Genomic DNA, 26732 nt, shown 5'->3' with positions numbered 1-26732 from the left:
TATGAGCCTGCACGGTCTGCTCGACGCCGTAGTCCAAGACGGCGCCCTCGCGGAAGCGATCAGCGCGGCCGCCGACGGCAACCGCATGCACGTCGACCTGGTCGGCCCCCGGCTGCCCGCCCCTTCGCGGTCGCCGCCCTGGCCCGGGACACGGGTCGCCCGGTGCTGGCGGTGACGGCGACGGGCCGCGAGGCCGAGGATCTCGCCGCGGCCCTGCGCTCCCTCCTCCCGCCGGAGGGGGTCGTGGAGTACCCCTCGTGGGAGACCCTCCCGCACGAGCGGCTCAGCCCCCGCAGCGACACCGTCGGCCGCCGCCTGGCCGTGCTGCGCCGTCTGGCCCACCCCCGCCCCGACGACCCCGAGACCGGCCCGGTCTCCGTCGTCGTCGCGCCCGTCCGGTCCGTGCTCCAGCCGCAGGTCAAGGGCCTCGGTGACCTGGAGCCGGTCGCCCTGAGGCCGGGGCAGACCGTCGACCTCGAAGAGATCGTCGACGCCCTCGCGGCCGCCGCGTACGCGCGCGTGGAGCTGGTGGAGAAGCGCGGCGAGTTCGCCGTGCGCGGCGGCATCCTCGATGTGTTCCCGCCCACCGAGGAACACCCCCTGCGCATCGAGTTCTGGGGCGACGACGTCGAGGAGATCCGCTACTTCAAGGTCGCCGACCAGCGCTCCCTCGAGGTCGCCGAGCACGGCCTGTGGGCGCCGCCGTGCCGCGAGCTGCTGCTCACCGAGGACGTCCGCGCGCGGGCGCGGGCCCTGGCCGAACAGCACCCCGAGCTCGGTGAACTGCTCGGCAAGATCGCCGAGGGGATCGCGGTCGAGGGCATGGAGTCCCTCGCCCCGGTCCTCGTCGACGACATGGAGCTGTTGCTCGACGTGCTGCCCAAGGGCGCCATGGCCGTCGTGTGCGATCCGGAGCGGGTCCGCACGCGCGCCTCGGACCTGGTGGCCACCTCGCAGGAGTTCCTGCAGGCCTCCTGGGCGGCCACCGCCGGCGGTGGCGAGGCGCCCATCGACGTCGGCGCGGCCTCGCTGTGGTCCATCGCGGACGTCCGGGACCGCGCCCGCGAGCTGGACATGATGTGGTGGTCGGTGTCGCCGTTCGCCGCCGACGAGGAGCTGGACGCAGACACCCTCAAGCTCGGCATGCACGCCCCGGAGACCTACCGCGGGGACACCGCCAAGGCCCTCGCCGACACCAAGGGCTGGCTCGCCGACGGCTGGCGCACGGTGTTCGTCACCGAGGGACACGGCCCGGCGGCCCGTACGGTCGAGGTGCTGGGCGGCGAGGGCATCGCGGCCCGCCTCGACTCCGACCTCGCGGAGATCTCCCCGTCGGTCGTGCACGTGGCGTGCGGCTCGATCGAGCACGGCTTCGTCGACACGGCCCGCGGACTCGCGGTGCTCACCGAGACCGACCTGACCGGCCAGAGGGCCGCGGGCCGCGAAGGTGCCCGGATGCCGGCCCGCCGCCGCAAGACCATCGACCCGCTCACCCTGGAGCCGGGCGACTACATCGTCCACGAGCAGCACGGCGTGGGCCGCTACATCGAGATGGTGCAGCGCACCGTGCAGGGCGCGACCCGCGAGTACCTGGTCGTCGAGTACGCGCCCGCCAAGCGCGGCCAGCCCGGTGACCGCCTCTACATCCCCACCGACCAGCTGGAGCAGATCACCAAGTACGTCGGCGGCGAGGCCCCCACGCTGCACCGCCTGGGCGGAGCGGACTGGACGAAGACGAAGGCCCGCGCCAAGAAGGCCGTCAAGGAGATCGCCGCCGACCTCATCAAGCTGTACAGCGCGCGCATGGCGGCCCCCGGGCACGCCTTCGGGACGGACACCCCCTGGCAGCGCGAGCTGGAGGACGCCTTCCCCTACGCGGAGACGCCCGACCAGCTCACCACCATCGCCGAGGTCAAGGACGACATGGAGAAGACGGTCCCGATGGACCGGCTGATCTGCGGCGACGTCGGCTACGGCAAGACCGAGATCGCGGTCCGGGCCGCCTTCAAGGCCGTCCAGGACGGCAAGCAGGTGGCGGTCCTGGTTCCCACCACCCTGCTGGTGCAGCAGCACTTCGGGACGTTCAGCGAGCGGTACGCGCAGTTCCCGGTCAGCGTGAAGGCACTCTCCCGCTTCCAGACCGACACCGAGGCCAAGGCGGTCCTGGAGGGCCTGCGCGAGGGCTCGGTGGACATCGTCATCGGCACGCACCGGCTGTTCTCGTCGGAGACGAAGTTCAAGGACCTGGGCCTGGTCATCGTCGACGAGGAGCAGCGCTTCGGCGTCGAGCACAAGGAGCAGCTGAAGAAGCTCCGGGCGAACGTCGACGTCCTGACCATGTCCGCGACCCCGATCCCCAGAACCCTGGAGATGGCGGTCACGGGCATCCGGGAGATGTCGACGATCACCACCCCGCCCGAGGAGCGGCACCCGGTGCTGACCTTCGTCGGCCCCTACGAGGAGAAGCAGATCGGCGCCGCCATCCGCCGTGAACTGCTGCGCGAGGGCCAGGTCTTCTACATCCACAACCGGGTCGAGTCGATCGACCGGGCCGCGGCCCGGCTGCGCGAGATCGTCCCCGAGGCGCGCATCGCCACCGCCCACGGCCAGATGTCCGAGCAGGCGCTGGAGCAGGTCGTCGTCGACTTCTGGGAGAAGAAGTTCGACGTGCTCGTCTCCACGACCATCGTCGAGTCCGGCATCGACATCTCCAACGCGAACACACTCATCGTGGAGCGCGGTGACAACTTCGGGCTGTCGCAGCTGCACCAGCTGCGCGGCCGGGTGGGCCGAGGCCGCGAGCGCGGCTACGCGTACTTCCTCTACCCGCCGGAGAAGCCGCTGACCGAGACCGCGCACGAGCGGCTCGCGACCATCGCGCAGCACACGGAGATGGGCGCCGGCATGTACGTGGCGATGAAGGACCTGGAGATCCGCGGAGCGGGCAACCTCCTCGGCGGCGAGCAGTCAGGACACATCGCGGGCGTCGGCTTCGACCTTTACGTACGGATGGTGGGCGAGGCCGTCGCCGACTACCGGCGTCAGCTGGAGACGGGCGAGATCGAGGAGGAGCCGCCGCTCGAGGTCAAGATCGAACTGCCGGTCGACGCGCACGTCCCGCACGACTACGCGCCGGGCGAGCGGCTCCGTCTCCAGGCATACCGCGCCATCGCCTCCGCCAACACGGAGGAGGACGTCAAGGCTGTCCGCGAGGAACTCGTCGACCGCTACGGCAAGCTGCCCGAGCCGGTGGAGAACCTGTTGCTCGTCGCCGGTCTGCGGATGCTCTCGCGCGCGTGCGGCGTCGGCGAGATCGTGCTCCAGGGCACCAACATCCGCTTCGCCCCCGTGGAGTTGCGCGAATCGCAGGAACTGCGGCTCAAGCGGCTCTATCCCGGGACGGTCATCAAGCCGGCGGTGCACCAGGTGCTGGTGCCGCGCCCGAAGACCGCGAAGGTCGGCGGAAAGCCGCTGGTCGGGCGGGAGCTGCTGGGGTGGGTCGGGGAGTTCCTGACGTCGGTGCTGGGGTCCTGACGCCCCGCGCGCGAAGGACCGCCGCCAGCCGGTCGCGCACCGCCGTCTGCGCGGCGATGCGCGCGTCCAGCACGGCGAGGCGCTCGGCGGCGGTCCGCACGGCCTTCTCGGAGGCGGGCCCGGCCATGACATCGCCGTCCAGGCACGGCAGGAACACCCGTACGTCGTCGAGCGTCAGCCCTACGTCGAGCAGTTGCCGGATGTTGCGGACGCGGACCGCCGCGGCGTCGTCGTACAGGCGATAGCCGTTGGCGGCGCGTTCGGAGGTGATGAGGCCCGCTTGTTCGTAGTGGCGCAGGGCGCGCGGGCTCGTGCCGGTCGCCTCGGCGAGTTCGCCGATCCGCATGTGGGGTTCCGCGATGCCCTGCATACGAGGTTCCGCCCTGCCCGTCAGTCTCATGTCGTGTGTCAGTCTCATGTGACGAGCGCGCCGCCGTCCACCGGAAGTACTACGCCGGTGATGAACGAGGCCTGCGGCGAGGCCAGTCGGGCGATCGCCCACGCCACCTCCGCGGGGCGGCCGATCCGGCCGAGCGGCGTGTGGCCGAGCTGCCACGCACGGATCGCGGCGCGCTGCTCGGGGGTGTGACCGGCGTGGTCGCCGATCGGGGTGTCGATCGCCCCCGGCGCCACGGCGGCGACCCGGATCCCCAGCGGGGCGAGCTCCACCGCCCAGCTGCGCGTGAGCACCTCCAGGGCCGCCTTTCCGGCCGCGTACAGGGAGTTGCCGGGCCACCCGCGCTGTCCCACCGCTGTCGTCACGTTCACGATCACCCCGCGGCTCTCCTCCAGCGCCGGGAGCGCGGCCTGGGTGAGCAGGACGGGGGCGAGGAGGTTCGTCGCGAGCTGGGGTTCGACGGCGTCGCGCGTGTACGTACGCAGGGACTGCGTGCTGACGGTGCCCGCGTTGTTCACCAGGACGTCGATACGGCCGTGCCGGTCGAGCGCCGTACGGACGATCCTCTCCGGGCCGCCGTCGGCCGTGATGTCGGCGGCGAGCGGGCTGATGAGGGAAGGGGCGTGGGCGGCGGTTTCGGCGAGGGGCGTCTCGCGGCGGCCGACGGCCACGACGTACGCGCCCTCGTCGGCGAACGCCTGGGCGGTGGCCCGGCCTATGCCGGTACCGGCACCGGTGACGAGCACGGTTCGCGGGGTCTTCGGATCGGGAGATGCCGAGGTCTTCGGATCGGGGGATGCCATGCGGGGATCGTCCGACCCTGACGCCGGTGTCAAGGTCAAGCGCCGCCTGGAAAGCCGCCTGGAGAACTTCGGAAGCCGCCCCAAGGACCTCGGAAGCCGCCCTCAGAACGTCCGAAGCCGCCCGCGGGAGGTGCGTACACGACTCCCCGGACGGCCTCTGAGGGGAGGAGAGGCCCTATTGCTGGTCGGGCCGGTCGCGGTCCCGGTCCATGCCGAGCGAGCCTTCCACCCGCTGCTGCCCGGAGTCGACCTGGTCCTCGTACTTGCCGCCGGTCCGCTCGTTGGCCTTCTGTTCCGCGGTGTCCGAGCCTTGCTTGCCCTTGTGCCGCGCCTGGCTCTTGAACTTGTCGAAGATGCCCATGCAGAACTCCTTCAGAAGGTGACTCAGAACCGACGATACGCGCGAGATGAGATGTATGCCCGTTTAGGCCTGGTGTGGTCTGGACCTCTCTCTCGCTACCGTGGGGCCAGGCACGGACAAGCAGGGAGGGGCGCACGGTGACGCGTCTGAGGGGCGGGGCGGCACTGGCTGTCGCGATGGTGTTCGCCGGTTCGACGCTGGCCGGCTGTGAGGGCCTGGCCCCGCCCGCGGACGGCGGCGGACCCTCCGGTTCCGGAGCGGCGGCCGCCGGTGACGGCCGGTCGGTGAACCCGCTGGACAACCCGGACGGCACGAAGCCGGGGCTGGCGGCGATCACCTCCACCGCCGACCGGGCGAAGGCGCGTGCCCTGATAGAGAAGGTGGCGACGAAGGGGCGCGGCCCCAGGACGGGATACGAACGGGACAAGTTCGGCTACGCCTGGATGGACTCGGCGCCGCGCGACGTTCCCTACTCGCACAACGGCTGTGACTCGCGGAACGATCTCTTGAAGCGCGACGGGCAGGATCTCCGTTTCCGGTCCGGCTCGGACTGCGTCGTCATGGCACTGACGCTGAACGACCCGTACACCGGGAAGGTCATCGAGTGGACCAAGTCCCGTGCGACGAAGGTCCAGATCGACCACGTCATGCCGCTGTCGTACGACTGGCAGATGGGCGCCGCGCGCTGGACGAAGGACAAGCGGGAGTCCATCGCCAACGACCCGCTCAATCTCGTCCCGGTGGACGGCCCGGCCAACGGCTCGAAGGGCGACTCCGGCCCGGCGTCCTGGCTGCCGCCGAACAAGACGATCCGCTGCTCCTACTCGGTGCGCTTCGCCCAGGTGTCCCTCAAGTACGACCTGCCCGTGACGGCGGCCGACAAGGAGATGATGCTGCGGCAGTGCGGGGGGTGAAGGGCTAACGTGCTGCGTCATGACGGTCGATTCGCTCGACGCATTGCGGACCGAGCTCCGGGGCAGGGCGGAGCCCGGGGTCAGAGTGCAGCAACTGCGGGTGCTCCGCCCCCCGGAGGACGATGAACTGCTCGGCGTGCGCGTGCCCGCGCTGCGCGGGCTGGCCCGGGCCCACCGTGACCTGGCGCTGGAGGACGTGGAGGTCCTGCTGCGCAGCCGTGTCCACGAGGAGCGGCTCGCCGGGCTCCTCGTCCTGGCCGAGCGGATGCGGAAGGCGCGCGGGGCGGAGCGTGCGGCGCTGGTCGACTTCTACCTGGCGCACACCGACTGTGTGGACAACTGGGACCTGGTGGACGCTTCCGCGCATGTCGTGCTCGGGCCCTGGCTGGTGGACGGTCCGGCGGACGCCCCGGAGATCCTGGACCGGCTGGCCGCGTCGGCGTGGCTGTGGGACCGCAGGATCGCCGTGGTCGCCACGCTGGCGCTGATCCGCGAAGGGCGCTTCGAGTCGACGCTGCGCCTGGTGCGCGCGCTGTGCCGGGACCCGGAACCGCTGATCCACAAGGCACTCGGCTGGATGCTGCGCGAGATCGGCCGCCGGGACGCGCCCCTGCTGGTGACGTTCCTCGATAGCCATCAGGCCGAACTGCCGCGCGTCACCGTGCGCTGTGCGACCGAACTGCTCCCGGCGGACGAGCGGGCACGATTCGTGCGCACGCGATAGTGCGTACGGCACAGAGGGGGAGCGAAGGATGCCGGCCGGACTCATAGCCCTGGCCCTCGGCGGCTTCGGCATCGGACTCACCGAGTTCCTGATCGCCGGCCTGCTGCCACAGGTGGCGTCGAGTTTCGAGGTGTCCGAGGCGGCCGCCGGGTGGCTGATCTCCGGGTATGCGCTGAGTGTCGCGGTCGGGGCGATCGCGCTGACCGCCGCGACGGCACGGCTGCCCCGCAAGCCGGTCCTGGTCGGCCTGGTCGCGCTGTTCGTCATCGGCAACCTGCTCTCCGCCGTCGCCCCGGACTATTCGGTCATGCTGCTCGGGCGGATCGTGGCGGCGCTGTGCCACGGCTCGTTCTTCGGGATCGGCTCGCTGGTCGCGCGGAGTCTGGTCGCGCCGGAGAGGAAGTCCCGGGCCGTGGCCGTCATGTTCGCCGGGCTGACGGTCGCGAACGTACTGGGCGTGCCGTTCGGCGCGCTGGTCGGTGAACGCTGGGGCTGGCGGGCGGCGTTCTGGGCGGTCACCGCGATCGGCGTGCTCGCGCTGGCGGGAATCGCCGCACTCGTCCCCGGCCGGGCGGGGGAGCAGGGGGCGGCACCGCCCAGCGGCCTGCGCGACCAGCTCCGCGCCTTCCGGTCCTCGCAGGTCTGGCTGACCCTCGCGGCCACCGCGTTGAGCTACGGCGGCATGTTCGGCGCGTTCAGCTACATCGCGTACACGTTCACCGAGGTCAGCGGCTTCGCCCCGGCGGATGTCGCCTGGCTGCTGATGGTGTACGGCGTCGGCCTGGTCGTCGGAAACCTGGTCGGCGGGCGTGCGGCCGACCGCGACCGGGACCGTGCCCTGGTCCTGGCCCTGCTCGGACTCACCCTCACCCTGGCCCTGTTCGGGCTGCTCGCCCACAGCGCCGCGGCGTCCGTCGTCCTGGCGTTCCTGATGGGCGTGACCGGGTTCGCCAGTGTGCCCGGCATGATCACCCGGGTCACCGACGTCGCCCACGGGGCCGCACTCGCCGCCAGTGCCAACGTGTCGGCGTCCAATATCGGCAACGCCCTCGGCGCCTGGCTCGGCGGCCTGGCCATCTCCGTGGGCCTCGGCTACACCGCACCGCTCTATGCCGGCGCCGGGATCGCCCTGACCTCTGTCGTCGTCATGGTCGTCGCCGCACGTCAGGACAGGTCGTCCCGGCCGGCGGATCGGGTCCCCACCAGGTAATTCGATTCCGGGTGTGCGCCCGGACGCCTAACGTGACCGCATGCAGCCGAAGATATCGAGCCTCGCCGACCGCCCGGAGATGCTGGAGCGGGTCGTCGCAATGGCGGACAGCTGGCCGGAGTTCGTGATCCAGGACCTCGTGGGTGCCGCGCACTTCCCCCGGATCGCCGCCGAACTCCCGGAGTACGTCCTGTTCGCCGAGGACGAGCGGGGCGAGGTGGTCGCGAACGCCTACAGTGTGCCCTTCGCTCTCGGAGCCGAGGGCCGTGGTGAACTGCCCCCGGGCGGCTGGGACACGGTCCTCGTCTGGGCCTTCTCCGACCTGCGCCGAGGTGTCCGCCCGGACACGGTCAGCGCGATCTCGGTCTCCATCGCCCCGTACGCACAGGGCCGGGGCCTGTCCGCGGTGATGCTCTCGGCCATGCGCGACAACGCCAGGGCCCGCGGCTTCCGTGAGGTCGTCGCCCCGGTCCGCCCGAGCGCCAAGCACCTGGAACCGCACACCCCCATCGAGGAGTACGCCCACCGCGTACGCCCCGACGGCCTGCCCCAGGACCCGTGGCTGCGCGTCCACGCCCGGGCCGGCGCCACCATCGACTCCGTGGCACCCGCGTCCATGACGGTGGCCGCCGCACTGGCGCACTGGCGCCGCTGGACGGGGCTCCCCTTCGACACCGAGGGCGACGTCGAGGTGCCCGGCGGCCTGGTGCCGGTGCGCTGCGAGCCCGCGCGCGGCTACGCGGTGTACGTCGAGCCCAACGTGTGGATGCGGCACCCATTGTGAGCGCCGGGCGGCGGCGGTGACCGGCGTGAAGTGATCAGCACGACAACGGTTCGGTACAACCCGTGACGGGTTGTCCGTGTCGGGCTATACGCTCGGACTCCCCACCGGGCTCTGTCACTCGCACACCCGTCCCCATCGGCTACACCGGTCCAGGAGCAGTCATGTACGGCCACGGCGCCGCGCCGCCTCCTCGCAGCGCGGTAACGGTCATCTCCCTGCGCGTGCTGTTCGCCGCCGCCGGCTTCCTCACCTGCGGCGTACTGGCCTGCGTACCGCTGTTCCGGGTGGCCGTCCTGCGGGGACGGGGCCTCTACTGGGCGCTGGCCTGGGTGAGTCTTCCCCTGTCCATCGCGTGCTTCGCGGTGATCGGCGTACTGCCGGAGGGCGACTACCGCACCGACATCGCGCTGGCCGTGATGCTGTTGCTCGGCCTGGGCGCCTCCATCTGGTTCCTGATCGTGGACATCGGCCACCACAGCGAGCCACGGCAGTTCACCGGCTACCCGTCGCCGCACGCCCAGCCGTCGCCGCACGCCCAGCCGTCGCCGCACGCTCAGACGGCGACGCACACCCCGTACGGCTATCCGCACCCCGCGCCGCCCTACGCCCCCACGTCCACGCCTGTTCCGCAGCAGCCGCCGCACACACCCGTCGCCGGCGACACCCCACCCCCCGGCCCGGTACCGCCGTCACCCCCCGGCTCGGTACCGCAGCAGCAGCGCCCCGCCCCCGCCCGCATCGACCAGGTACGCGCCGAACTCGACGAACTCAGCGACTACCTGCGCCGCCACGAAGGCGATGGCCACCGGGACGGCACCTCCGAGGGCGGCAGGTGAGCGCGGCGGCAGGACGTGTCGTCGCCGGCCGCTACGAGCTGTCCACGCTCCTCGGCCAGGGCGGCATGGGCCAGGTCTGGACGGGGTACGACCAGCGGCTCGACCGGCGCGTGGCGGTGAAGCTGCTGCGCCCCGACAAGGTGGCCGGGCAGGACGCGGAGGAACTGCGCCGCCGCTTCGTGCGCGAGTGCCGGGTGACCGCGCAGGTCGACCACCCGGGCCTGGTCACGGTGCACGACGCGGGCAGTGAGGGCGAGGAGCTGTTCCTCGTCATGCAGTACATCGACGGTGCCGACCTGGCCGGCCATCTCGCCGAGCACGACCCGTACCCCTGGCAGTGGGCGGTCGCGGTCGCCGCGCAACTGTGCGCCGTGCTCAGCGCCGTGCACGCCGTGCCGATCGTCCACCGCGACCTCAAGCCGCGCAACGTGATGGTGAAGCAGGACGGCACGGTCACCGTCCTCGACCTGGGCATCGCCTCCGTCATGGACACGGACACCACCCGCCTCACCCACACCGGCACCCCCATAGGCTCGCCCGCCTACATGGCCCCCGAGCAGGCCATGGGCGGCGCGGTCGGCCCGTACACCGACCTGTACGCACTCGGCGTCGTCCTGCACGAACTGCTCAGCGGCGACGTCCCCTTCTCCGGCTCCACCGCCCTCGGCGTACTGCACCGGCACCTGTACGAGCCCCCGCTGCCCGTGCGCCGCGTCCGCCCCGAGGTCCCCGAGGCCCTGGAGGCCCTCGTCCTGCGCCTCCTCGCCAAGGACCCGCAGCACCGGCCCGCCTCCGCGCAGGAGGTGTACGAGCATCTGGAGCTGCTCCTGCCCTCGCGCGGGACGCCCACCGGAGCACCCCTCGATCCCACTCGCCCGTTCCTGCGCCCGCACGCCCCCTGGCCGGACCGAGCACGCACCCCGGCGCCCCGGCCCGCGCCCGCCACGCCCGTCACCGAGACGCCCGGGAAGACGGACATCGCCCGCGCTGTCGACGAGGTCAAACGGCTCCTCGGCGAGGGCCGCATCACCCAGGCCGTCGACATCCTCGGCGCGACCCTGCCCGCCGCCGCCGAACAGCACGGCGAGCACTCCCCGGTCGTCCGCACCCTGCGCAAGCAGTACGCGGCGACTCTCCTCGACGACGGGCAGTACCGGCGCGCCCTGCCCGAGCTGCGCCGCCTCGCCGACGAGCGCGCCGCCGAGGCAGGCCAGGCCGACCCGCAGTCCCTGCGCTTCCGCTACGAGGCCGCCCAGTGCCTCGAACAGCTGGGCGAACCGGCCGCCGCGCTCGCCGAGTACCGGGCGGTGCTGCCCTACTACGAGAACCAGTACGTCGCCGCCGGCGGCCCCGAACTCGCGCACGACGTCCGCCGCCGCATCGGCCATCTCCTGCTCGCCCTCGGCGACCGCGGCGCCGCCCACGACACCCTCGCCCGGCTGCTGCACGACGTGGAACGCACCCATGGCCCCGGCCACCCGCTGGGCGCGGAGATCCGCCGGACACTGCAGTGGCTGGGGCAGGTCCGCGGCTAGGGCCCCGGAGCCCGGCCCGGGGCGGCGCGGCGGTGCCGGAAGTCCTGGTGAATCGTTGGTCGAATGGGTTGGCCAGAGCTCGCCCACTGCCTACCATCGATCAACGCAAGACCTTGTGCACCGTCGCACAATCTCCTCAGGAGGTTTCCTTGCACCGCCGTCGCACCGCGCTCGTCCTCACCGCCGCGATCGCCGCAGCGGCGCCCCTCCTCACCGCCTGCGGGAACGACGCGCATCCCGGCGCCGCGGCCGTGGTCGGCGGGCAGCGGATCACCGTCTCCCAGCTGGAGGAACGGGTCGGCGAGGTACGCGCGGCCCAGCGGGAGACCGTGCGGGACGACGCCCAGTACCAGCAGGCCATCGCCCGGACCGGCACCCTCACCCGCGACACCCTGCACACCATGATCCTCGACCGGGTGCTGCACCGCGCCGCCGAGAACGCCGGGGTGACCGTCACCCGCAAGGAGATCCAGGAGATGCGGTCCGGCCTGGAGGAGCAGGCCGGAGGCGCCAAGGCGCTGGAGACGACCTGGCTCCAGCAGTACGGCATCCCGCCGGAGCGCCTGGAGGACAACCTCCGCCTCCAGCTCGAGGCCCAGAAGCTCGCCGAGAAGCTCAACACGGACACCAGCCGCCCCGAGTTCTGGAAGGCCCTGTCCGCCGCCTCCAAGGACCTGAACGTCGACCTCAACCCGCGCTACGGCACCTGGGACGTCCAGAAGAGCAGCCGCGCCGACGCGAGGACACCGTGGGTGCGGGACGTGACGACGGCCCAGACGCAGCCGGGCATGTAGGCCCGCCCCCTCCGCGGGGCCTGTGGACACTCTGACGCCGCCGGGGCCTGTGGACACTCCGGTTCCGCAGGGCCTGTGGATAACTTCGGGGGCTGTCGGCAACGTGGGATAGCTTCGAACCGTGAACGCCAACAGCCCCGAAGCCAACCCGCGACCCGGGCAGGCCAGCCCGCGACCCGAGCAGCCCGCCTCCGCCACGGCCGCCGCCCCCGGCCGCATCCTCCTGCTCACCACCAGCCACCGCGTCGCCCCCGGCCTGCTCTCCTGGCCCGCCTGGCAGGCGCTGCACGCGGCCGACGAGGTGCTGTGCGCCGACGGCACCCATCCGCAACTGCCCTATCTGCGCGAGGCGGGGATCACCGTCGACGAGGCATCCCCAGCCGCGCAGGAGCTGGTCGACGCCTGTGCCGGGGGCCGCACGGTGGTCGTCGTGGCGACCGGCGAGGGCGAGCCGGCCCTCACCGACGGCCTGGCGCGGCTGGCCGGCACCGGCCGCGTCGACATGCCCGAGCTGGAGCTGCTCCCCGCCTCCTACGACCTGCCGGGTGCCCGCCTCCTCGACCTCGTCCAGGTCATGGACCGCATCCGCGCCGAGTGCCCCTGGTCGTCCCGCCAGACCCACAAGGGCCTGGCGAAGTACGGCATCGAGGAGGCCTACGAACTCGTCGAGGCGATCGAGGAGGGCGACCGCGACGAACTGCGCGAGGAGCTCGGTGACGTCCTCCTCCAGGTGGTCTTCCACGCCCGCATAGCCGAGGAGGACCTGGAAACACCGTTCTCCATCGACGACGTCGCCGGCGGCATCGTCGCCAAGCTGATCCACCGCCACCCGCACGTCTTCGGCGACGAGACGGCTACCACCCCCGAGGAGGTCAAGGAGCACTGGCTGCGCACCAAGGCGGTCGAGAAGCAGCGCACCTCCGTCACCGAGGGCATCCCCTCGGCCAGCCCGGCCTGGCCCTCGCCGCCAAGCTGGCCTCCCGGGCACGCACAGCGAACCTGGACATCCCCCTCCCACCCGTAGAAGGCATCGGCTACGACCTCCTCGCCCTGGCGGTCCGCGCCGAGTCGGAGGGCGTGGACCCGGAGGCGGCCCTGAGAGCGGCGGCCCGCGCCTACCGGGACGCGATCAGGGAGACCGAGGGCTGAGAGCGACAGGCGGGAGACGGTGCCCGGCGGGTCAGTCCTGCCAGTCCAGCTGCGCTTCGGGAATCCCGATGGACCGGCCGTGCTCCCGTGCCTGCCGACGCCCTTCCGTCTGACCGCGCGGGTAGCGGAAGACCCGGCCGGCGAAGACCACGAACGCTTCCCCGGCCGTGCTGTAGCTGACGTACCAGCACCCGGAGTCGTCCAGGCAGGCGGCGAGCCTCTCGCCCAGCCGCTCCGCGTCGGCCTCCTCAGCCGCGAAGTCCAGCAGGGTCCACAACCGCGGCTGCCCGGCCGCCGCTCCCTCCACCTCCACCCTGGTGATCTCCGTGACACGCAGCGGGACGCCGGACCGTTCGGCCCCGGCCCGCAGGCTCTCCGCGATCAAGACGCCGTCAGGCATCCGGCCCTCCCTGATCCCGAAGCGGTCAGAGTAGCGATGACCTCTGACAGTGGCGGCCGATGCCGCCGGAGCCGCTGCGTAGGGTCATGGCATGCGACATGAAGTGCCCGGGGTGCCGGAACTGTTCTCGTGGGAGTTCGCCACCGACCCCTACCCCGCCTACGCCTGGCTCCGCGAGCACGCCCCCGTGCACCGGACCAAGCTTCCCAGCGGTGTCGAGGCCTGGCTGGTCACGCGGTACGCCGATGCCAAGCAGACCCTCGCCGACAACCGGCTCTCCAAGAACCCGGCGCATCACCAAGAACCCGCGCACGCCAAGGGCAAGACGGGTATCCCGGGTGAGCGCAAGGCCGAGTTGATGACGCATCTGCTCAACATCGATCCGCCGGACCACACCCGGCTGCGGCGGCTCGTGTCCAAGGCGTTCACACCTCGCCGGGTCGCCGAGTTCGAGCAGCGGGTGCAGGAGCTGACCGACGGTCTCATCGACGGATTCGCGGAGCAGGGGTCAGCCGACCTGATCCACGAGTTCGCCTTCCCGCTCCCCATCTATGCCATCTGCGACCTGCTCGGCGTCCCCCGCGAGGACCAGGACGACTTCCGGGACTGGGCGGGCATGATGATCCGTCACCAGGGCGGACCCCGGGGCGGCGTGGCGCGGTCCGTGAAGAAGATGCGCGGCTACCTCGCCGACCTCATCCACCGCAAGCGGGAGGCGCTCCCCGCCGAACCCACTCCCGGCGAGGACCTCATCTCCGGTCTCATCCGGGCCTCCGACCACGGCGAGCACCTCACCGAGAACGAGGCCGCCGCCATGGCCTTCATCCTGCTGTTCGCCGGTTTCGAGACGACCGTGAACCTGATCGGCAACGGCACCTACGCCCTGCTCACCCACCCCGAGCAGCGCACCCGGCTCCAGGCGTCCCTCGTCGCGGGGGAGACCGGCCTCCTGGAGACCGGCGTCGAGGAACTCCTGCGCTTCGACGGCCCCGTCGAGCTCGCCACCTGGCGTTTCGCCACGCAGCCGCTCACCATCGGCGGACAGCGCGTCGAGGCCGGAGAGCCGGTCCTCGTCGTCCTGGCCGCCGCGGACCGGGACCCGGAGCGGTTCGCCGATCCGGACGTGCTCGACCTCTCCCGCCGCGACAACCAGCACCTCGGGTACGGCCACGGCATCCACTACTGCCTCGGCGCCCCGCTCGCCCGCCTGGAAGGCCAGACCGCCCTCGCCACGCTCCTCACCCGCCTCCCGGACCTGAGGCTCGCGGCCGACCCGGCCGAGCTGAGGTGGCGCGGCGGCCTGATCATGCGCGGGCTGCGGACACTACCGGTGGAGTTCACGCCCGCGCCGGTGAAATACACACATACCCAAAGGTGACACGCCGTCAGTCCTGTGATCTTCACGTGATCTACGCGGCATTAACTTGTGACAAGTGATCGTCTGCCTATACGTTCACCCATCATCGGTGCGGCCCGGGAAAACCCGGCTCCGCGCCGGTCACTGCTGTCTCGCGAAAGGTCTCCGTATGCTCTCCGGGAACGGTCGGCACCGTCGCCCCCGCCAGGCTCCGGCTCTCCTCGTCGCGGCCGGAGTGACCGGCTCCGCCATCGCGATCCCGCTCCTCGGAGCCACCGGCGCCAGCGCGGCCGACGGCACGACCTGGGACCGGGTCGCGGACTGCGAGACCGGTGGCGCCTGGAGCCAGAACAGCGGCAACGGATACTTCGGCGGCCTGCAGTTGTCGCAGGAGGACTGGGAGAACCACGGCGGTCTCGATTACGCCCCGAGCGCCGACCTGGCCAGCCGTTCCCAGCAGATAGCCGTGGCCGAGAGAATCCTCGCCGACCAGGGGGCCGGCGCCTGGCGCACCTGCGGGCTGCTCTCCGGTCTGGAGCAGGACAAGAAGTCGTCCGACTCGGACGGCTCATCCGAGTCATCTGATTCGTCGGATTCATCCGGATTGCTCGACTCTCTCGGGTCGTCCCCTTCGCCGTCCGACTCGCCCTCTTCTGATGAGTCGTCGACCTCGAAGGGCGAATCTTCCAAGTCCGACAATTCGCCCGACTCTGAGGAGTCCACCTCGCGGGGTCAGGAGCCCGACAGCTCCCCGTCGGCGACGCCCGGGAGCGGCGAGTCCGGCAACTCGCGGCAGGGTGACGACTCTTCGACGTCCACCGGGACCGACACCGGCTCCGGCCGTCACCGCGGTCCCAGTGCCGACGAGACCCACACGTCCGAGGACGGCCGTACGGACGAGTCGGGCCGTCACGCCTCGCGAGACGACCGCAGCGACGAGGGCTCCGGCGACTCGTCCGAGGGTGCCTACATCGTGGGCATCGGCGACAGCCTCTGGTCCATCGCCGACTCCCTTGACATCAGCGGCGGATGGCACGAGCTCTACGACGAGAACGAGAAGGCCGTCGGAACCGACCCGAACCTCATCCGCCCCGGTCAGAAGCTCGCGGTCGAGGGCGAAGCGGACGAGAAGTAGCGGTTCGGGCAGTGCGGAAACGGGGGTGGAAGTCGCCCCGAAACCGCGCGAGTTCGCATCATGTTTCGCGGCGAATGTCCCGTTTGATGCCCGTGAGAGATAGATCTCAGAAGCCCTGATCGTCTTTGAAATTCGGCGGATCGCGTGGCTACGGTCGGGACCGCTCGTCACCACGAGCCCCGGCGCCGCAACGCCGAATCCTGCCAGCGGCCGTACGGGAACAGTCGTCGCGTCAAGCGCCGTAGGCAGGAGCGGGGGACCCAAGGTAGGTGCCCGACCGGCCGGTTGTGCCGGAAGGGCTTGGGGTGAAGCCGTGTCCCGGGAGGGGCGCGGCCGGGCAACTCAACCGGCCCGAACCCGACAGCTCACCTCGCAGGCGTCGGTGAGGGGATCCTTCCATGCTGTTTTCCAGCAAGGGCAAGCACCGCCGTCCGTCCAAGGCCAGCCGTGCCATCGCCGTCGCCGGTGTCACCGGCGCCGCTGTCGCCGCCCCGCTGATGGCGGCCGGTGGCGCGTCCGCCGCCACCGCCTCCGAGTGGGACACCGTCGCTCAGTGCGAGGCCGGCGGCAACTGGTCGATCAACACCGGCAACGGCTACTACGGCGGTCTGCAGTTCTCCGCCTCCACCTGGTCCGGCTACGGCGGCACCAAGTACGCCGCCACCGCCGACCAGGCCACCAAGGCTCAGCAGATCGAGATCGGCGAGAAGGTCCTCGCGGGTCAGGGCAAGGGTGCCTGGCCGGTCTGCGGCAAGGGCCTGTCGAACGCCTCCGGCGGTGGCTCCTCCGCTTCCTCCTCGAACGACTCCGGCAGCTCCTCGCAGCAGAGCCAGCAGAGCACCGAGTCCCGCGAGACCCAGCAGCAGCCGGCCTCCCGCTCCGACGAGCGCCCGGCCGCCAAGAAGACCGTCACCACCCCGACCGGCAAGAAGGTCAAGAAGGGCGACGGCGAGTACAAGGTCGTCAAGGGTGACACCCTCAGCTCGATCGCGTCGGACAAGAAGGTCGAGGGCGGCTGGGAGAAGCTGTTCCAGCTGAACAAGGAGATCGTCGAGGACGCCAACCTCATCTACCCGGGCCAGCAGCTGCACCTGAAGTAAGCAGCGGCCCTCCGCCCCCCCCTCAAGGGGGGGGCGGCCCCCGTCCCCACGGGCTCCCCGCCCCGGTGCGTGTTCCCCCGTACGCGCCGGGGCGGGGTCATGTCTGCCGGGCGTCACTGCCGGTCTCTTCCGCGGCTCTTTTCCGCGGCTCTTTTCCGTGACCGTCTTTGTTCCGTTCGGAAACAATTTACTCTCGGTTCTGTCCATGGGGTGGGCGACCCGGTGGCCGATCGGCCCGAGCCGGTTAGGCTCATGTCGCGAGCCACCACGGCCCGCACCTCGCCGGGTCCACGCGACCCGGGTACCCGCGTCACATAAGAAGGAGATGCTCGTGCCGTCCATCGACGTCGTCGTAGCCCGGGAAATCCTGGACTCCCGAGGCAACCCCACGGTCGAGGTCGAGGTCGGCCTCGACGACGGCAGCACCGGTCGTGCCGCCGTTCCGTCCGGCGCCTCCACGGGCGCATTCGAGGCCGTCGAGCTGCGTGACGGTGACTCGAACCGCTACCTCGGCAAGGGTGTGGAGAAGGCCGTCCTCGCGGTCATCGAGCAGATCGGCCCGGAGCTCGTCGGCTACGACGCCACCGAGCAGCGCCTGATCGACCAGGCCATGTTCGACCTGGACGCCACCGACAACAAGGGCTCCCTCGGCGCCAACGCCATCCTCGGCGTCTCCCTCGCCGTCGCTCACGCCGCCTCCGAGGCCAGCGACCTGCCGCTGTTCCGCTACCTGGGCGGCCCGAACGCGCACCTGCTGCCGGTGCCGATGATGAACATCCTGAACGGCGGCTCGCACGCCGACTCCAACGTGGACATCCAGGAGTTCATGATCGCCCCGATCGGCGCGGAGTCCTTCTCCGAGGCCCTGCGCTGGGGCGCCGAGGTCTACCACACGCTGAAGAAGGTCCTGAAGAGCAAGGGCCTGGCCACCGGCCTCGGCGACGAGGGCGGCTTCGCCCCGAACCTCGGCTCCAACCGCGAGGCCCTCGACCTCATCCTCGAGGCGATCAAGGAGGCCGGCTACACCCCCGGCGAGCAGATCGCCCTCGCGCTCGACGTGGCCGCGTCCGAGTTCTACAAGGACGGCGCCTACACCTTCGAGGGCAAGACGCGCTCCGCCGCCGAGATGACCGAGTACTACGCCGAGCTCGTCGACGCGTACCCGCTCGTCTCCATCGAGGACCCGCTGTTCGAGGACGACTGGGACGGCTGGAAGACCATCACCGAGAAGCTCGGCGACAAGGTCCAGCTCGTCGGCGACGACCTGTTCGTCACCAACCCCGAGCGCCTCGCCCGCGGCATCGACGAGAACGCCGCCAACGCCCTGCTGGTCAAGGTCAACCAGATCGGCTCGCTGACCGAGACCCTGGACGCCGTCGAGCTGGCCCAGCGCAACGGCTTCAAGTGCATGATGTCCCACCGCTCCGGCGAGACCGAGGACGTCACCATCGCCGACCTGGCCGTCGCCACCAACTGCGGCCAGATCAAGACCGGCGCCCCGGCCCGCTCCGAGCGCGTCGCCAAGTACAACCAGCTGCTGCGCATCGAGGAGATCCTCGACGACGCCGCGGTCTACGCCGGCCGCAGCGCCTTCCCGCGCTTCAAGGGCTGACCCGGGCTGACCCGTTAAGGGTCAAGCCTTAGCCAGTCGTACGTACGTCCCCGTACTCGGTCCCGTACCGTGTCCGGGGACGTACGCGCGTATGACGGTGCAGCGGGAGAGCGGGGAGACATGGCCGTGAAGGACCGGGACCGTTTCTCCACCGCGACCAGGATCCGGTTGCTCGGCGAGCAGACCGCGGCCCGGGTCTACCGTTCCCAGACCCGGCGCCAGGCCCGCCGCTCCCGGCTGACCGGCCGGGCCGCGCTGCTCGCCCTGGTGATGTGCACGCTGATCGTGGCGCTCGCCTACCCGATGCGGGAGTACGTCTCCCAGGGCGCCGAGATCGACGACCTCCAGCGCGAACAGCAGCAGGCCCGCGAGCGGGTCGAACGGCTGCGCGACCAGAAGGCGCGCTGGCAGGACGACGCGTACGCGGAGCAGCAGATCCGGCAGCGGTTGCACTACGTCATGCCGGGGGAGACGGGATTCATCGTCGTCGACCCGCACGCGGCACGGCAGTCGCACGCCGTGCTCGGGACGGCCGACCGCCCCTGGTACGCCAACGTGTGGGACGGCGTCGACAAGTCCGACGCCTCCGACCGGTGAGCCCGGACGCCAGCCAGATATCTGACTCAAAGAAAGACAGCCTGAAGACAGTCATGGAAACGCCCCCGCCGATCACCCCGCGCACCGAGCCCACCGACGCGGACGTCGAGGCCTTCAAGCAGCAGCTCGGTCGGCCCCCGCGCGGTCTGCGCGCGATCGCGCACCGGTGCCCGTGCGGGCAGCCCGACGTCGTCGAGACGGCACCTCGGCTGCCGGACGGCACGCCGTTCCCCACGCTGTACTACCTGACGTGCCCGCGCGCCGCCTCGGCCATCGGCACGCTGGAGGCGAACGGCGTGATGAAGGAGATGACCGAGCGGCTGGCCTCGGACCCCGAACTGGCGGCGGCGTACCGGGCGGCGCACGAGGACTACATCCGGCGGCGCGACGAGATCGAGGAGCTGAGGAACTTCCCCAGCGCGGGCGGCATGCCCGACCGGGTGAAATGCCTGCACGTGCTCGTGGGCCACTCGCTGGCCGCGGGGCCCGGGGTGAACCCGCTCGGCGACGAGGCGATCGAGATGCTGCCGGAGTGGTGGCGCAAGGGCCCGTGCGTGACGAGCGCGACGACCGCCGAGGAGGACGCCCAGTGACCCGTGTCGCCGCCGTGGACTGCGGTACGAACTCCATCCGGCTCCTGGTCGCCGACGCCGCCCCGGCCACCGGTGAGCTGGTCGACCTGGACCGCAGGATGACCATCGTGCGGCTCGGGCAGGGCGTCGACCGCACCGGCCGGCTCGCACCCGAGGCGCTGCAGCGGACCTTCGCGGCGTGCCGGGAGTACGCCGCGATCATCAAGGAGCACGGGGCGGAGCGGCTGCGGTTCGTGGCGACCTCCGCCTCCCGGGACGCCGAGAACCGCGACGAGTTCGTGCGCGGCGTGCTGGACATCCTGGGCGTCGAGCCCGAGGTGATCTCCGGGGACCAGGAGGCCGAGTTCTCCTTCACCGGCGCCACCAAGGAACTCGCCGGGGGAGACCACCTCCCCAAGCCCTACCTCGTCGTGGACATCGGCGGCGGCTCGACCGAGTTCGTCGTCGGCGAGGACCGGGTGCGCGCGGCCCGCTCGGTGGACATCGGCTGCGTCCGCATGACCGAGCGTCACCTGGTCCGGGACGGCGTGGTGAGCGACCCGCCGTCAAAGGAGCAGATCGCGGCGATGCGGGCGGACATCGAGGCCGCCCTCGACCTCGCCGAGGAGACGGTCCCGCTGCGCGAGGCCCGCACGCTGGTGGGCCTCGCCGGCTCAGTGACGACCGTGTCGGCGATCGCCCAGGAGCTGCCCGAGTACGACTCGGCCGCCATCCACCACTCCCGTGTCTCCCACGAGAGGGTCCGCGAGATCACCGAGTGGCTGCTGCGCTCCACCCACGCCGAGCGCGCGGCCGTGCCCTCCATGCACCCGGGCCGGGTCGACGTGATCGCGGCGGGGGCCCTCGTACTGCTGTCGATCATGGAGCGGACCGGCGCCGAGGAGGTCGTCGTGAGCGAGCACGACATCCTCGACGGCATCGCGTGGTCGGTCGCGTAGGCCGCTTCTGAGCAGGCATGGATCACGTTTGAGCGCGTCCGGGGGGCTCCGGTGAACCCCCCGGCGACAGCTCCCCGGAAAAGTTCGTGAAGTTCTTCACAAGGAATTCGGCCCGCGAGAGCGACAAGAGGGCTTCCGTTGACCCATCCGGGGCCCCAAGGTCTCTTTGAACATGTTCAGAAGCATGGTATGGAGGTGTCGGGGAAGGAGCTCGGAGCGGCACCCCGGTGTGGCCTCACGGAGGCCCTTTCCGCCCAGAGGGGCAGCTCACGCGGCATTGACAACGGCCCGGGGTGCACAAAGGATCCCGGTTGTCACCATGACATGGATCACGCGGGTCGCGGAGGATAACACACACCCTGCCCGAGCTTGTGAAGGGGCGCACGAGCTACCCCCTGGGGCGGGTGGATACTCGATGGCATGAGCACCACGGAGCGTCCCAGGATCCTCGTAGTAGGCGGTGGGTACGTAGGCCTGTACGCAGCTCGGCGTATCCAGAAGAAGATGCGCTACGGCGAGGCGACCGTCACGGTCGTCGACCCCCGGTCGTACATGACCTACCAGCCCTTCCTCCCCGAAGCCGCCGCCGGCAACATCTCCCCGCGCCACGTCGTCGTCCCGTTGCGACGCGTGCTGCCCAAGGCGGAGGTCCTCACCGGCCGGGTCACCACCATCGACCAGGACCGCAAGGTCGCCACGGTCTCCCCGCTGGTCGGCGAGGCCTACGAGCTGCCCTTCGACTACCTGGTGATCGCGCTCGGCGCGGTCTCCCGCACCTTCCCGATCCCCGGCCTCGCAGAGCAGGGCATCGGCATGAAGGGCGTCGAGGAGGCCATCGGCCTGCGCAACCACGTCCTCGAGCAGCTCGACAAGGCCGACTCCACCACCGACGAGGAGATCCGCCGCAAGGCGCTCACCTTCGTCTTCGTGGGCGGCGGATTCGCCGGTGCGGAGACCATCGGCGAGGTCGAGGACATGGCCCGCGACGCCGCGAAGTACTACAAGAACGTGTCCCGCGAGGACATGCGCTTCATCCTGGTCGACGCCGCCGACAAGATCCTCCCCGAGGTCGGTCCCAAGCTCGGCAAGTACGGCAAGGAGCACCTCGAGGGCCGCGGTGTCGAGGTCTACCTGTCCACCTCCATGGACTCCTGCGTCGACGGCCACGTGGTGCTGAAGAACGGCCTCGAGGTCGACTCCAGCACCATCGTCTGGACCGCCGGCGTCAAGCCCAACCCGGCCCTGTCCCGCTACGGCCTGCCCCTCGGCCCGCGTGGTCACGTCGACTGCGAGCCGACGCTCCAGGTCAAGGGCACCGACTACATCTGGGCCGCCGGCGACAACGCGCAGGTCCCGGACCTCGTCGGCCGCAAGGCCGGCAACGAGAACGCCTGGTGCCCGCCGAACGCCCAGCACGCGCTGCGCCAGGCCCGCGTCCTCGGCGACAACGTGGTCTCCGGCATGCGGGGCTTCCCGCAGAAGGACTACGCCCACGCCAACAAGGGCGCGGTGGCCGGTCTCGGCCTCCACAAGGGCGTCGCGATGATCGTCATGGGCAAGGTGAAGATCAAGCTCAAGGGCCGTCTCGCCTGGTACATGCACCGTGGCTACCACGGTATGGCCATGCCGACCTGGAACCGCAAGATCCGCGTCTTCGCCGACTGGACCCTGGCGATGTTCCTCAAGCGCGAGGTCGTCTCCCTCGGCGCGATGGAGACGCCGCGCGAGGAGTTCTACGAGGCCGCCAAGCCGGCCCCGGTCGCCGCCGCTCCGAAGGAGAAGACCGAGGAGAAGGCCAAGGCCTCCTGACCCTTCCCCAGTCACCCGTCTGACGAAGGACCTCCCGCCATCCGTGGTGCGGGAGGTCCTTCGGCGTTGTACGGAACCCCACCGCCGGGTGGGCGAAGTGGCGGTTTTGCTCAGACATGACGCGTGCCGGGGACTGTGGTGAGGCCCCGCAGGTGTTTACGTGGTGTCGGACATTCCGGGATTCCCCGTCACGGAGGTGTACACCATGGCAGACGCCGCGCAGCGGCTGCAGGGCCTCTTCGCACAGTTGCTGGGAGCACCACCCCCGGTGCGCATCCGCGCCTGGGACGGTTCGCAGGCGGGCCCGCCGGGCGCGCCGACCCTGGTCGTACGCAACCGCCGCGCCCTTCGCCGCCTGCTGTGGAAGCCGGGCGAACTGGGTCTGGCCCGCGCCTGGGTGGCGGGCGACCTGGACATCGAGGGCGACCTCTACACCACTGTCGACCTGCTCGCCGGGGACATCTGGGAGCGCGGCGAGGACGCCCGCACCCTCGCCCAGGCCATGCGTGACCCCGAGGTCCGCTCCGCCGTACGCGGGCTCGTCAAGCTCGCCGGGACCCCGCTGCCGCCCGCCCCACCCCCAGAGGAGGCCCGGGCCCCCCGGCGCCACCTGCACACCAAGCGCAGCGACAGACGAGCCATCAGCCACCACTACGACGTCGGCAACGACTTCTACGAGATCGTCCTCGGCCCGTCCATGGTGTACTCCTGTGCCTACTACCGGGACAGCCCGGACGGCTCGGACGCCACCCTGGAAGAGGCCCAGCGCGACAAGCTCGAACTCGTCTGCCGCAAGCTCGGCCTGGGGCCCGGTCAGCGACTGCTCGACGTCGGCTGCGGCTGGGGCTCCATGGCCATTCACGCCGCCCGCGAGCACGGCGTGAGCGTCGTCGGCGTCACGCTCTCGCAGGAGCAGGCCGCCTACGCCCGCAAGCGCGTCGCCGACGAGGGCCTCACCGACCGGATCGAGATCCGCGTACAGGACTACCGCGACGTCCGCGACGGGCCGTACGACGCGATCTCCTCCATCGGCATGGCCGAACACGTCGGCGCCGACCGCTACCTGGAATACGCCGACGGTCTGTACGACCTGCTCAAGCCCGGCGGACGGCTCCTGAACCACCAGATCGCCCGCCGCCCGCAGCGGGACGAGACGACGTACGAGATCGACGCGTTCATCGACTCCTACGTCTTCCCCGGCGGCGAACTCCAGCCCATCGGCGTCACCGTCACGCAGCTGGAGCGCGCCGGGTTCGAGGTGCGCGACGTCGAGTCGATCCGCGAGCACTACGCCCTCACGCTGCGCCGGTGGGTCAGCCGTCTGGAGGCCGACTGGGAGCGTGCCGTCCAGCTCACCGGCCCCGGCCGCGCCCGTGTCTGGCGCCTGTACATGGCTGCCTGCGCGGTCGCCTTCGAGCGCAACCGCATCGGCGTCAACCAGGTCCTGGCCGTACGCGCCCTCGAATCCGGGGAGTCGGACATGCCCCTGCGCGCCCGCACCTGGAACTGACACGGCGAAGGCCCCCTTTCCCGTCGGTTTCCCGTCGGTTTCCCGTCGGTGGGAAAGGGGGCCTTCGCCGTTCTCGCCGCTCCGGGGCGCTACTCCGCCTTGATCGCTTCCAGCATGTTCAGCCGGGCCGCCCGCCGGGCCGGCCACAGCGCCGCGAGGACACCCACGGTCGCGGCCAGCAGCAGGAAGAGACCCATCCGCGCCCAGGGCAGGACCAGTTCGTACGTCGCCATCTTCGTGGCCAGCAACTCACCGGCCGCCCAGCCGAAGAACACGCCCAGACCGATGCCCAGCACCGCGCCGAACAGGGAGATCACCAGGGACTCCAGGCGGACCATCCGCTTGATGCCCTTGCGGTCCAGGCCGATCGCCCGGAGCATGCCGATCTCCTGGGAGCGTTCGAAGACCGACATGGCCAAGGTGTTGATGACGCCGAGGATCGCCACGATCACCGCCATGGCGAGCAGGCCGTAGACCATGTTCAGCATCAGCGTGAACATCTGCGCGATCTCGTTGGTGATGTCCTGCTTGTCCTGGACCTTGATGGCAGGGTTGGTGCCGAGGGCCTTCTCCAGCTTGTCCTGCGTCGCGCCGGACGGGCCGTCGGAGGTCTTCACCATGACCTTCATGTTGTACGGGTCCGACACGTGCGGGGCGAGGACCTTCTCGTCGAGCAGGATGCCGCGCAGGAACTCGTTGCTCTCGTAGGTCCCGGCGACCGTCAGCTTCTGCTTCTCGCCGTCCTCGAAGGAGGCGCTGAAGCTGGAACCGGCCTTCCAGCCGTAGATCTTGGCGGTCTCGCCGTCCACGACGACCTGGTTGCCGCCGACCTTGAAGGAACCGCTGTCGACCTTCGGTCCGGCCAGCTCGCCGATCGCGGCGCCGTTGACGCCGGTGAGGTACTCCGACTGGCCGTCGATCCGGGACTCGGCGTTGAGCATCGGGCTGGTGGCACTGACGCCGTCGGTCTGCCTCAGCTTCTGCTCGACGTCCGGCGACAGCGGGTTGCCGTTCGCCATGGACACCACGTAGTCCGCCTTGACCGACGACGACGCCATCTTCTCGATCGCCTGCTGGAGGCTGCCCGCCATCACCGTCATTCCGGTGATCAGGGTCAGGCCGATCATCAGCGCGGAGGCGGTGGCGGCCGTGCGGCGCGGGTTGCGTACCGAGTTCTGCCGGGCCAGCTTGCCGGAGACGCCGAAGACGCGGAGCAGCGGTGCCGCGGCGGCGATCAGCGGGCGGGACAGCAGCGGGGTCAGGACGAACACGCCGATGATCAGCAGCACCGCGCCGAAGCCCATGGGCATCTGGCCGTCCGAGCCGTCCATCGTCGAGGCCACAAGGACCACCGCGACACCCGCGGCCGAGAGCAGCGCGCCCAGTGTGTTGCGCAGCACCAGCGACTTGGTCGTGGCCTTCGCGTGCAGGCTGTTCATGGCCGCCACCGGCGGGATCTTCGCGGCCCGGCGGCCCGGCAGCCACGCCGCCAGCATGGTCACCAGGATGCCGACCGCGAGCGCGGCGACGATAGTGGCCGGCTTGACGACCAGCGGCCCGTCGGGCACGGTCCCGCCGAACGAACCCATCAGGGAGCGCAGTCCGGCCCCGATGCCGATGCCCGCGACCAGCCCGGTCACGGCGGCGACCGCGCCGACCACGAACGCCTCGATGAGCACCGACCGCGTCACCTGCCGGCGGGAGGCGCCGACCGCCCGCATCAGCGCCAGCTCCTTGGTGCGCTGGGCGACCAGCATGGTGAAGGTGTTGGCGATGATGAACGTGCCGACGAACAGGGCGATGCCGGCGAAGACCAGCAGGGCCGTCTGCATGCCGCTCATCGACCGGGAGATGGACTCCGCCTGGTCGTCGGCGAGCTGCCGGCCGGTGGTGGTCGCGACGGTGCCCTCGGGCATCGCCTTGTCCAGCTCAGCCTTCAGCGCGGTCTGGCTGACGCCCGGCTTCGCCTTGACGACGATCTGGTCGTACACGCCCGGCTTGCCCAGCACCTTCTGGGCGGTCGCCGTGTCGAACAGGGTGAGGCTGCCGCCGGCCGCGACGTTGCCGTCGTCGGTGGTGAAGATGCCGCTGATCTTCGGGGTCAGCACCGGCCCGTCGACCGACATGCGTACGGTGTCGCCGACCTCGTATCCGGCGCGCTTCGCCGTCTCGGAGTCGATGAGGATCTCGCCCGGGCCCTTGGGCGCGTGCCCGCTCGCCAGCGGGTAGCGCGGGTCCTGGGCGCCCCAGTAGTTGCCGCCCTGCGACTGGAAGCCCTCGCCGATCAGCTTGCCGTCCTTGTCGGCGATGGCGGTGAAGCCCTGCACGACGCCGATGGCGGACGCGGCCCCGGGAACCCGCTCGCTCTTGCCGAGGACGGCCTGGTTCAGATCATGGAGCTTGCCGACCCGGTCGCCCTCGGCGTCCTGGTAGTCCGCCGTCATGGCGACGTCGACCTGGTCGAAGCCCTTGGCGGAGCTCTTCTGGAAGGCGTCGGAGATGGTGTTGGTGAAGACCAGGGTCCCCGACACGAAGGCCACGCCGAGCATCACGGCGAGGACGGTCATCAGGAGCCGGGCCTTGTGCGCGAACACGTTGCGCAAGGCGGTACGGAACATGGGTTCTTCTTCTCAGTCCTGT

At 70.8% G+C, this 26732-nt stretch carries 20 protein-coding genes, 3 pseudogenes and 1 riboswitch; of the genes and pseudogenes, 18 read left to right on the top strand and 5 right to left on the bottom strand.

The window, feature by feature from the left end; translation table 11 throughout:
- The first annotated feature begins 1 nt into the window (after position 1).
- A pseudogene (mfd, locus tag ACQEV8_RS17725) lies at positions 2 to 3534 on the top strand (transcription-repair coupling factor).
- A gap of 4 nt (positions 3535 to 3538) precedes the next feature.
- On the opposite strand, the pseudogene ACQEV8_RS17720 reads toward mfd, so the two are convergent.
- The 3 genes and pseudogenes from ACQEV8_RS17720 to ACQEV8_RS17710 form a co-directional block, all read right to left on the bottom strand.
- Positions 3539 to 3880: pseudogene (locus ACQEV8_RS17720) on the bottom strand (MerR family transcriptional regulator); the annotation flags it as partial.
- A 68-nt stretch (positions 3881 to 3948) separates the two neighbouring features.
- Entirely contained in the window at positions 3949 to 4734 is a 786-nt protein-coding gene (locus ACQEV8_RS17715; RefSeq protein ID WP_432961235.1) for an SDR family NAD(P)-dependent oxidoreductase, read from the bottom strand.
- Positions 4735 to 4909: 175 nt separating this feature from the next.
- Positions 4910 to 5095 (bottom strand): antitoxin, encoded by a 186-nt coding sequence (locus ACQEV8_RS17710; RefSeq protein WP_189726778.1) that lies wholly within the window; start codon positions 5093 to 5095, stop codon positions 4910 to 4912.
- Positions 5096 to 5271: 176 nt separating this feature from the next.
- Here ACQEV8_RS17710 and ACQEV8_RS17705 point away from each other — a divergent pair, with 176 nt between their 5' ends.
- The 8 genes and pseudogenes from ACQEV8_RS17705 (at position 5272) to ACQEV8_RS17670 (ending at position 13041) form a co-directional block, all read left to right on the top strand.
- Complete coding sequence (locus ACQEV8_RS17705; protein ID WP_432972761.1) at positions 5272 to 6009, top strand: HNH endonuclease family protein; 738 nt, start codon at positions 5272 to 5274, stop codon at positions 6007 to 6009.
- A gap of 19 nt (positions 6010 to 6028) precedes the next feature.
- Positions 6029 to 6733 (top strand): DNA alkylation repair protein, encoded by a 705-nt coding sequence (locus ACQEV8_RS17700; protein WP_432961233.1) that lies wholly within the window; start codon positions 6029 to 6031, stop codon positions 6731 to 6733.
- A 28-nt stretch (positions 6734 to 6761) separates the two neighbouring features.
- Positions 6762 to 7943 (top strand): MFS transporter, encoded by a 1182-nt coding sequence (locus tag ACQEV8_RS17695; protein WP_432961231.1) that lies wholly within the window; start codon positions 6762 to 6764, stop codon positions 7941 to 7943.
- Between the two features lie 40 nt (positions 7944 to 7983).
- Complete coding sequence (locus ACQEV8_RS17690) at positions 7984 to 8727, top strand: N-acetyltransferase (RefSeq protein WP_432961229.1); 744 nt, start codon at positions 7984 to 7986, stop codon at positions 8725 to 8727.
- A 161-nt stretch (positions 8728 to 8888) separates the two neighbouring features.
- On the top strand, positions 8889 to 9563 hold the full coding sequence (locus tag ACQEV8_RS17685; RefSeq protein ID WP_432961227.1) for a hypothetical protein: 675 nt from the start codon (positions 8889 to 8891) through the stop codon (positions 9561 to 9563).
- A gap of 38 nt (positions 9564 to 9601) precedes the next feature.
- A complete protein-coding gene (locus ACQEV8_RS17680) occupies positions 9602 to 11098 on the top strand; it encodes a protein kinase domain-containing protein (RefSeq protein ID WP_432972758.1) in 1497 nt (498 codons plus the stop codon).
- Positions 11099 to 11247: 149 nt separating this feature from the next.
- The gene (locus ACQEV8_RS17675) at positions 11248 to 11892 is read left to right on the top strand and encodes a SurA N-terminal domain-containing protein (protein WP_432961225.1); all 645 of its coding nucleotides are present in this window, start codon (positions 11248 to 11250) and stop codon (positions 11890 to 11892) included.
- Between the two features lie 217 nt (positions 11893 to 12109).
- Positions 12110 to 13041 (top strand): annotated as a pseudogene (locus ACQEV8_RS17670) (nucleoside triphosphate pyrophosphohydrolase).
- Between the two features lie 31 nt (positions 13042 to 13072).
- Here the strand turns inward: ACQEV8_RS17670 and ACQEV8_RS17665 are convergent.
- Positions 13073 to 13441, bottom strand: coding sequence for a hypothetical protein (locus ACQEV8_RS17665; protein WP_432961217.1), 369 nt, complete (start codon positions 13439 to 13441; stop codon positions 13073 to 13075).
- Between the two features lie 91 nt (positions 13442 to 13532).
- Here ACQEV8_RS17665 and ACQEV8_RS17660 point away from each other — a divergent pair, with 91 nt between their 5' ends.
- From ACQEV8_RS17660 to ACQEV8_RS17620, 9 genes are all read left to right on the top strand, one after another.
- Complete coding sequence (locus ACQEV8_RS17660; protein WP_432961215.1) at positions 13533 to 14819, top strand: cytochrome P450 family protein; 1287 nt, start codon at positions 13533 to 13535, stop codon at positions 14817 to 14819.
- A 148-nt stretch (positions 14820 to 14967) separates the two neighbouring features.
- Positions 14968 to 15933 carry a transglycosylase family protein gene (locus ACQEV8_RS17655; RefSeq protein WP_432961213.1) on the top strand — a complete coding sequence of 322 codons (966 nt, stop codon included), beginning with the start codon at positions 14968 to 14970 and terminating at the stop codon, positions 15931 to 15933.
- A 227-nt stretch (positions 15934 to 16160) separates the two neighbouring features.
- Positions 16161 to 16327, top strand: a riboswitch (cyclic di-AMP (ydaO/yuaA leader).
- Between the two features lie 4 nt (positions 16328 to 16331).
- Positions 16332 to 17033, top strand: a complete 702-nt coding sequence (locus ACQEV8_RS17650) for a transglycosylase family protein (protein ID WP_432961211.1) — start codon at positions 16332 to 16334, stop codon at positions 17031 to 17033.
- Positions 17034 to 17364: 331 nt separating this feature from the next.
- Positions 17365 to 18645 carry a phosphopyruvate hydratase gene (gene eno, locus ACQEV8_RS17645; protein ID WP_432961209.1) on the top strand — a complete coding sequence of 427 codons (1281 nt, stop codon included), beginning with the start codon at positions 17365 to 17367 and terminating at the stop codon, positions 18643 to 18645.
- A gap of 120 nt (positions 18646 to 18765) precedes the next feature.
- A complete protein-coding gene (locus ACQEV8_RS17640) occupies positions 18766 to 19242 on the top strand; it encodes an FtsB family cell division protein (RefSeq protein WP_432961208.1) in 477 nt (158 codons plus the stop codon).
- Positions 19243 to 19295: 53 nt separating this feature from the next.
- On the top strand, positions 19296 to 19835 hold the full coding sequence (locus ACQEV8_RS17635; RefSeq protein WP_432961207.1) for a DUF501 domain-containing protein: 540 nt from the start codon (positions 19296 to 19298) through the stop codon (positions 19833 to 19835).
- A complete protein-coding gene (locus ACQEV8_RS17630; RefSeq protein ID WP_432961206.1) occupies positions 19832 to 20773 on the top strand; it encodes an exopolyphosphatase in 942 nt (313 codons plus the stop codon). The genes ACQEV8_RS17635 and ACQEV8_RS17630 overlap by 4 nt, the downstream gene beginning before the upstream one ends.
- Positions 20774 to 21193: 420 nt before the next feature.
- On the top strand, positions 21194 to 22582 hold the full coding sequence (locus ACQEV8_RS17625) for an NAD(P)/FAD-dependent oxidoreductase (RefSeq protein ID WP_432961204.1): 1389 nt from the start codon (positions 21194 to 21196) through the stop codon (positions 22580 to 22582).
- 205 nt (positions 22583 to 22787) lie between these two features.
- Complete coding sequence (locus ACQEV8_RS17620; protein WP_432961202.1) at positions 22788 to 24092, top strand: class I SAM-dependent methyltransferase; 1305 nt, start codon at positions 22788 to 22790, stop codon at positions 24090 to 24092.
- An 89-nt stretch (positions 24093 to 24181) separates the two neighbouring features.
- Here the strand turns inward: ACQEV8_RS17620 and ACQEV8_RS17615 are convergent, their stop codons facing one another.
- Complete coding sequence (locus ACQEV8_RS17615) at positions 24182 to 26710, bottom strand: ABC transporter permease (protein ID WP_432961200.1); 2529 nt, start codon at positions 26708 to 26710, stop codon at positions 24182 to 24184.
- Between the last annotated feature and the right edge of the window lie 22 nt (positions 26711 to 26732).

This window comes from Streptomyces sp. CA-179760, from assembly GCF_050937045.1.
In the GTDB taxonomy this organism is placed as follows: domain Bacteria; phylum Actinomycetota; class Actinomycetes; order Streptomycetales; family Streptomycetaceae; genus Streptomyces.
This window is presented reverse-complemented; position numbering and strand designations above follow the sequence as displayed.

Excerpts from the sequence above, each read along its gene's own strand:
- ACQEV8_RS17715 (WP_432961235.1), bottom strand. The coding sequence starts at position 4,734 with ATGGCATCCCCCGATCCGAAGACCTCGGCATCTCCCGATCCGAAGACC.
- ACQEV8_RS17710 (WP_189726778.1), bottom strand. The coding sequence starts at position 5,095 with ATGGGCATCTTCGACAAGTTCAAGAGCCAGGCGCGGCACAAGGGCAAG.
- ACQEV8_RS17705 (WP_432972761.1), top strand. The coding sequence starts at position 5,272 with ATGGTGTTCGCCGGTTCGACGCTGGCCGGCTGTGAGGGCCTGGCCCCG.
- ACQEV8_RS17700 (WP_432961233.1), top strand. The coding sequence starts at position 6,029 with ATGACGGTCGATTCGCTCGACGCATTGCGGACCGAGCTCCGGGGCAGG.
- ACQEV8_RS17695 (WP_432961231.1), top strand. The coding sequence starts at position 6,762 with ATGCCGGCCGGACTCATAGCCCTGGCCCTCGGCGGCTTCGGCATCGGA.
- ACQEV8_RS17690 (WP_432961229.1), top strand. The coding sequence starts at position 7,984 with ATGCAGCCGAAGATATCGAGCCTCGCCGACCGCCCGGAGATGCTGGAG.
- ACQEV8_RS17685 (WP_432961227.1), top strand. The coding sequence starts at position 8,889 with ATGTACGGCCACGGCGCCGCGCCGCCTCCTCGCAGCGCGGTAACGGTC.
- ACQEV8_RS17665 (WP_432961217.1), bottom strand. The coding sequence starts at position 13,441 with ATGCCTGACGGCGTCTTGATCGCGGAGAGCCTGCGGGCCGGGGCCGAA.
- ACQEV8_RS17660 (WP_432961215.1), top strand. The coding sequence starts at position 13,533 with ATGCGACATGAAGTGCCCGGGGTGCCGGAACTGTTCTCGTGGGAGTTC.
- ACQEV8_RS17655 (WP_432961213.1), top strand. The coding sequence starts at position 14,968 with ATGCTCTCCGGGAACGGTCGGCACCGTCGCCCCCGCCAGGCTCCGGCT.
- ACQEV8_RS17650 (WP_432961211.1), top strand. The coding sequence starts at position 16,332 with ATGCTGTTTTCCAGCAAGGGCAAGCACCGCCGTCCGTCCAAGGCCAGC.
- ACQEV8_RS17640 (WP_432961208.1), top strand. The coding sequence starts at position 18,766 with ATGGCCGTGAAGGACCGGGACCGTTTCTCCACCGCGACCAGGATCCGG.
- ACQEV8_RS17635 (WP_432961207.1), top strand. The coding sequence starts at position 19,296 with ATGGAAACGCCCCCGCCGATCACCCCGCGCACCGAGCCCACCGACGCG.
- ACQEV8_RS17625 (WP_432961204.1), top strand. The coding sequence starts at position 21,194 with ATGAGCACCACGGAGCGTCCCAGGATCCTCGTAGTAGGCGGTGGGTAC.
- ACQEV8_RS17620 (WP_432961202.1), top strand. The coding sequence starts at position 22,788 with ATGGCAGACGCCGCGCAGCGGCTGCAGGGCCTCTTCGCACAGTTGCTG.
- ACQEV8_RS17615 (WP_432961200.1), bottom strand. The coding sequence starts at position 26,710 with ATGTTCCGTACCGCCTTGCGCAACGTGTTCGCGCACAAGGCCCGGCTC.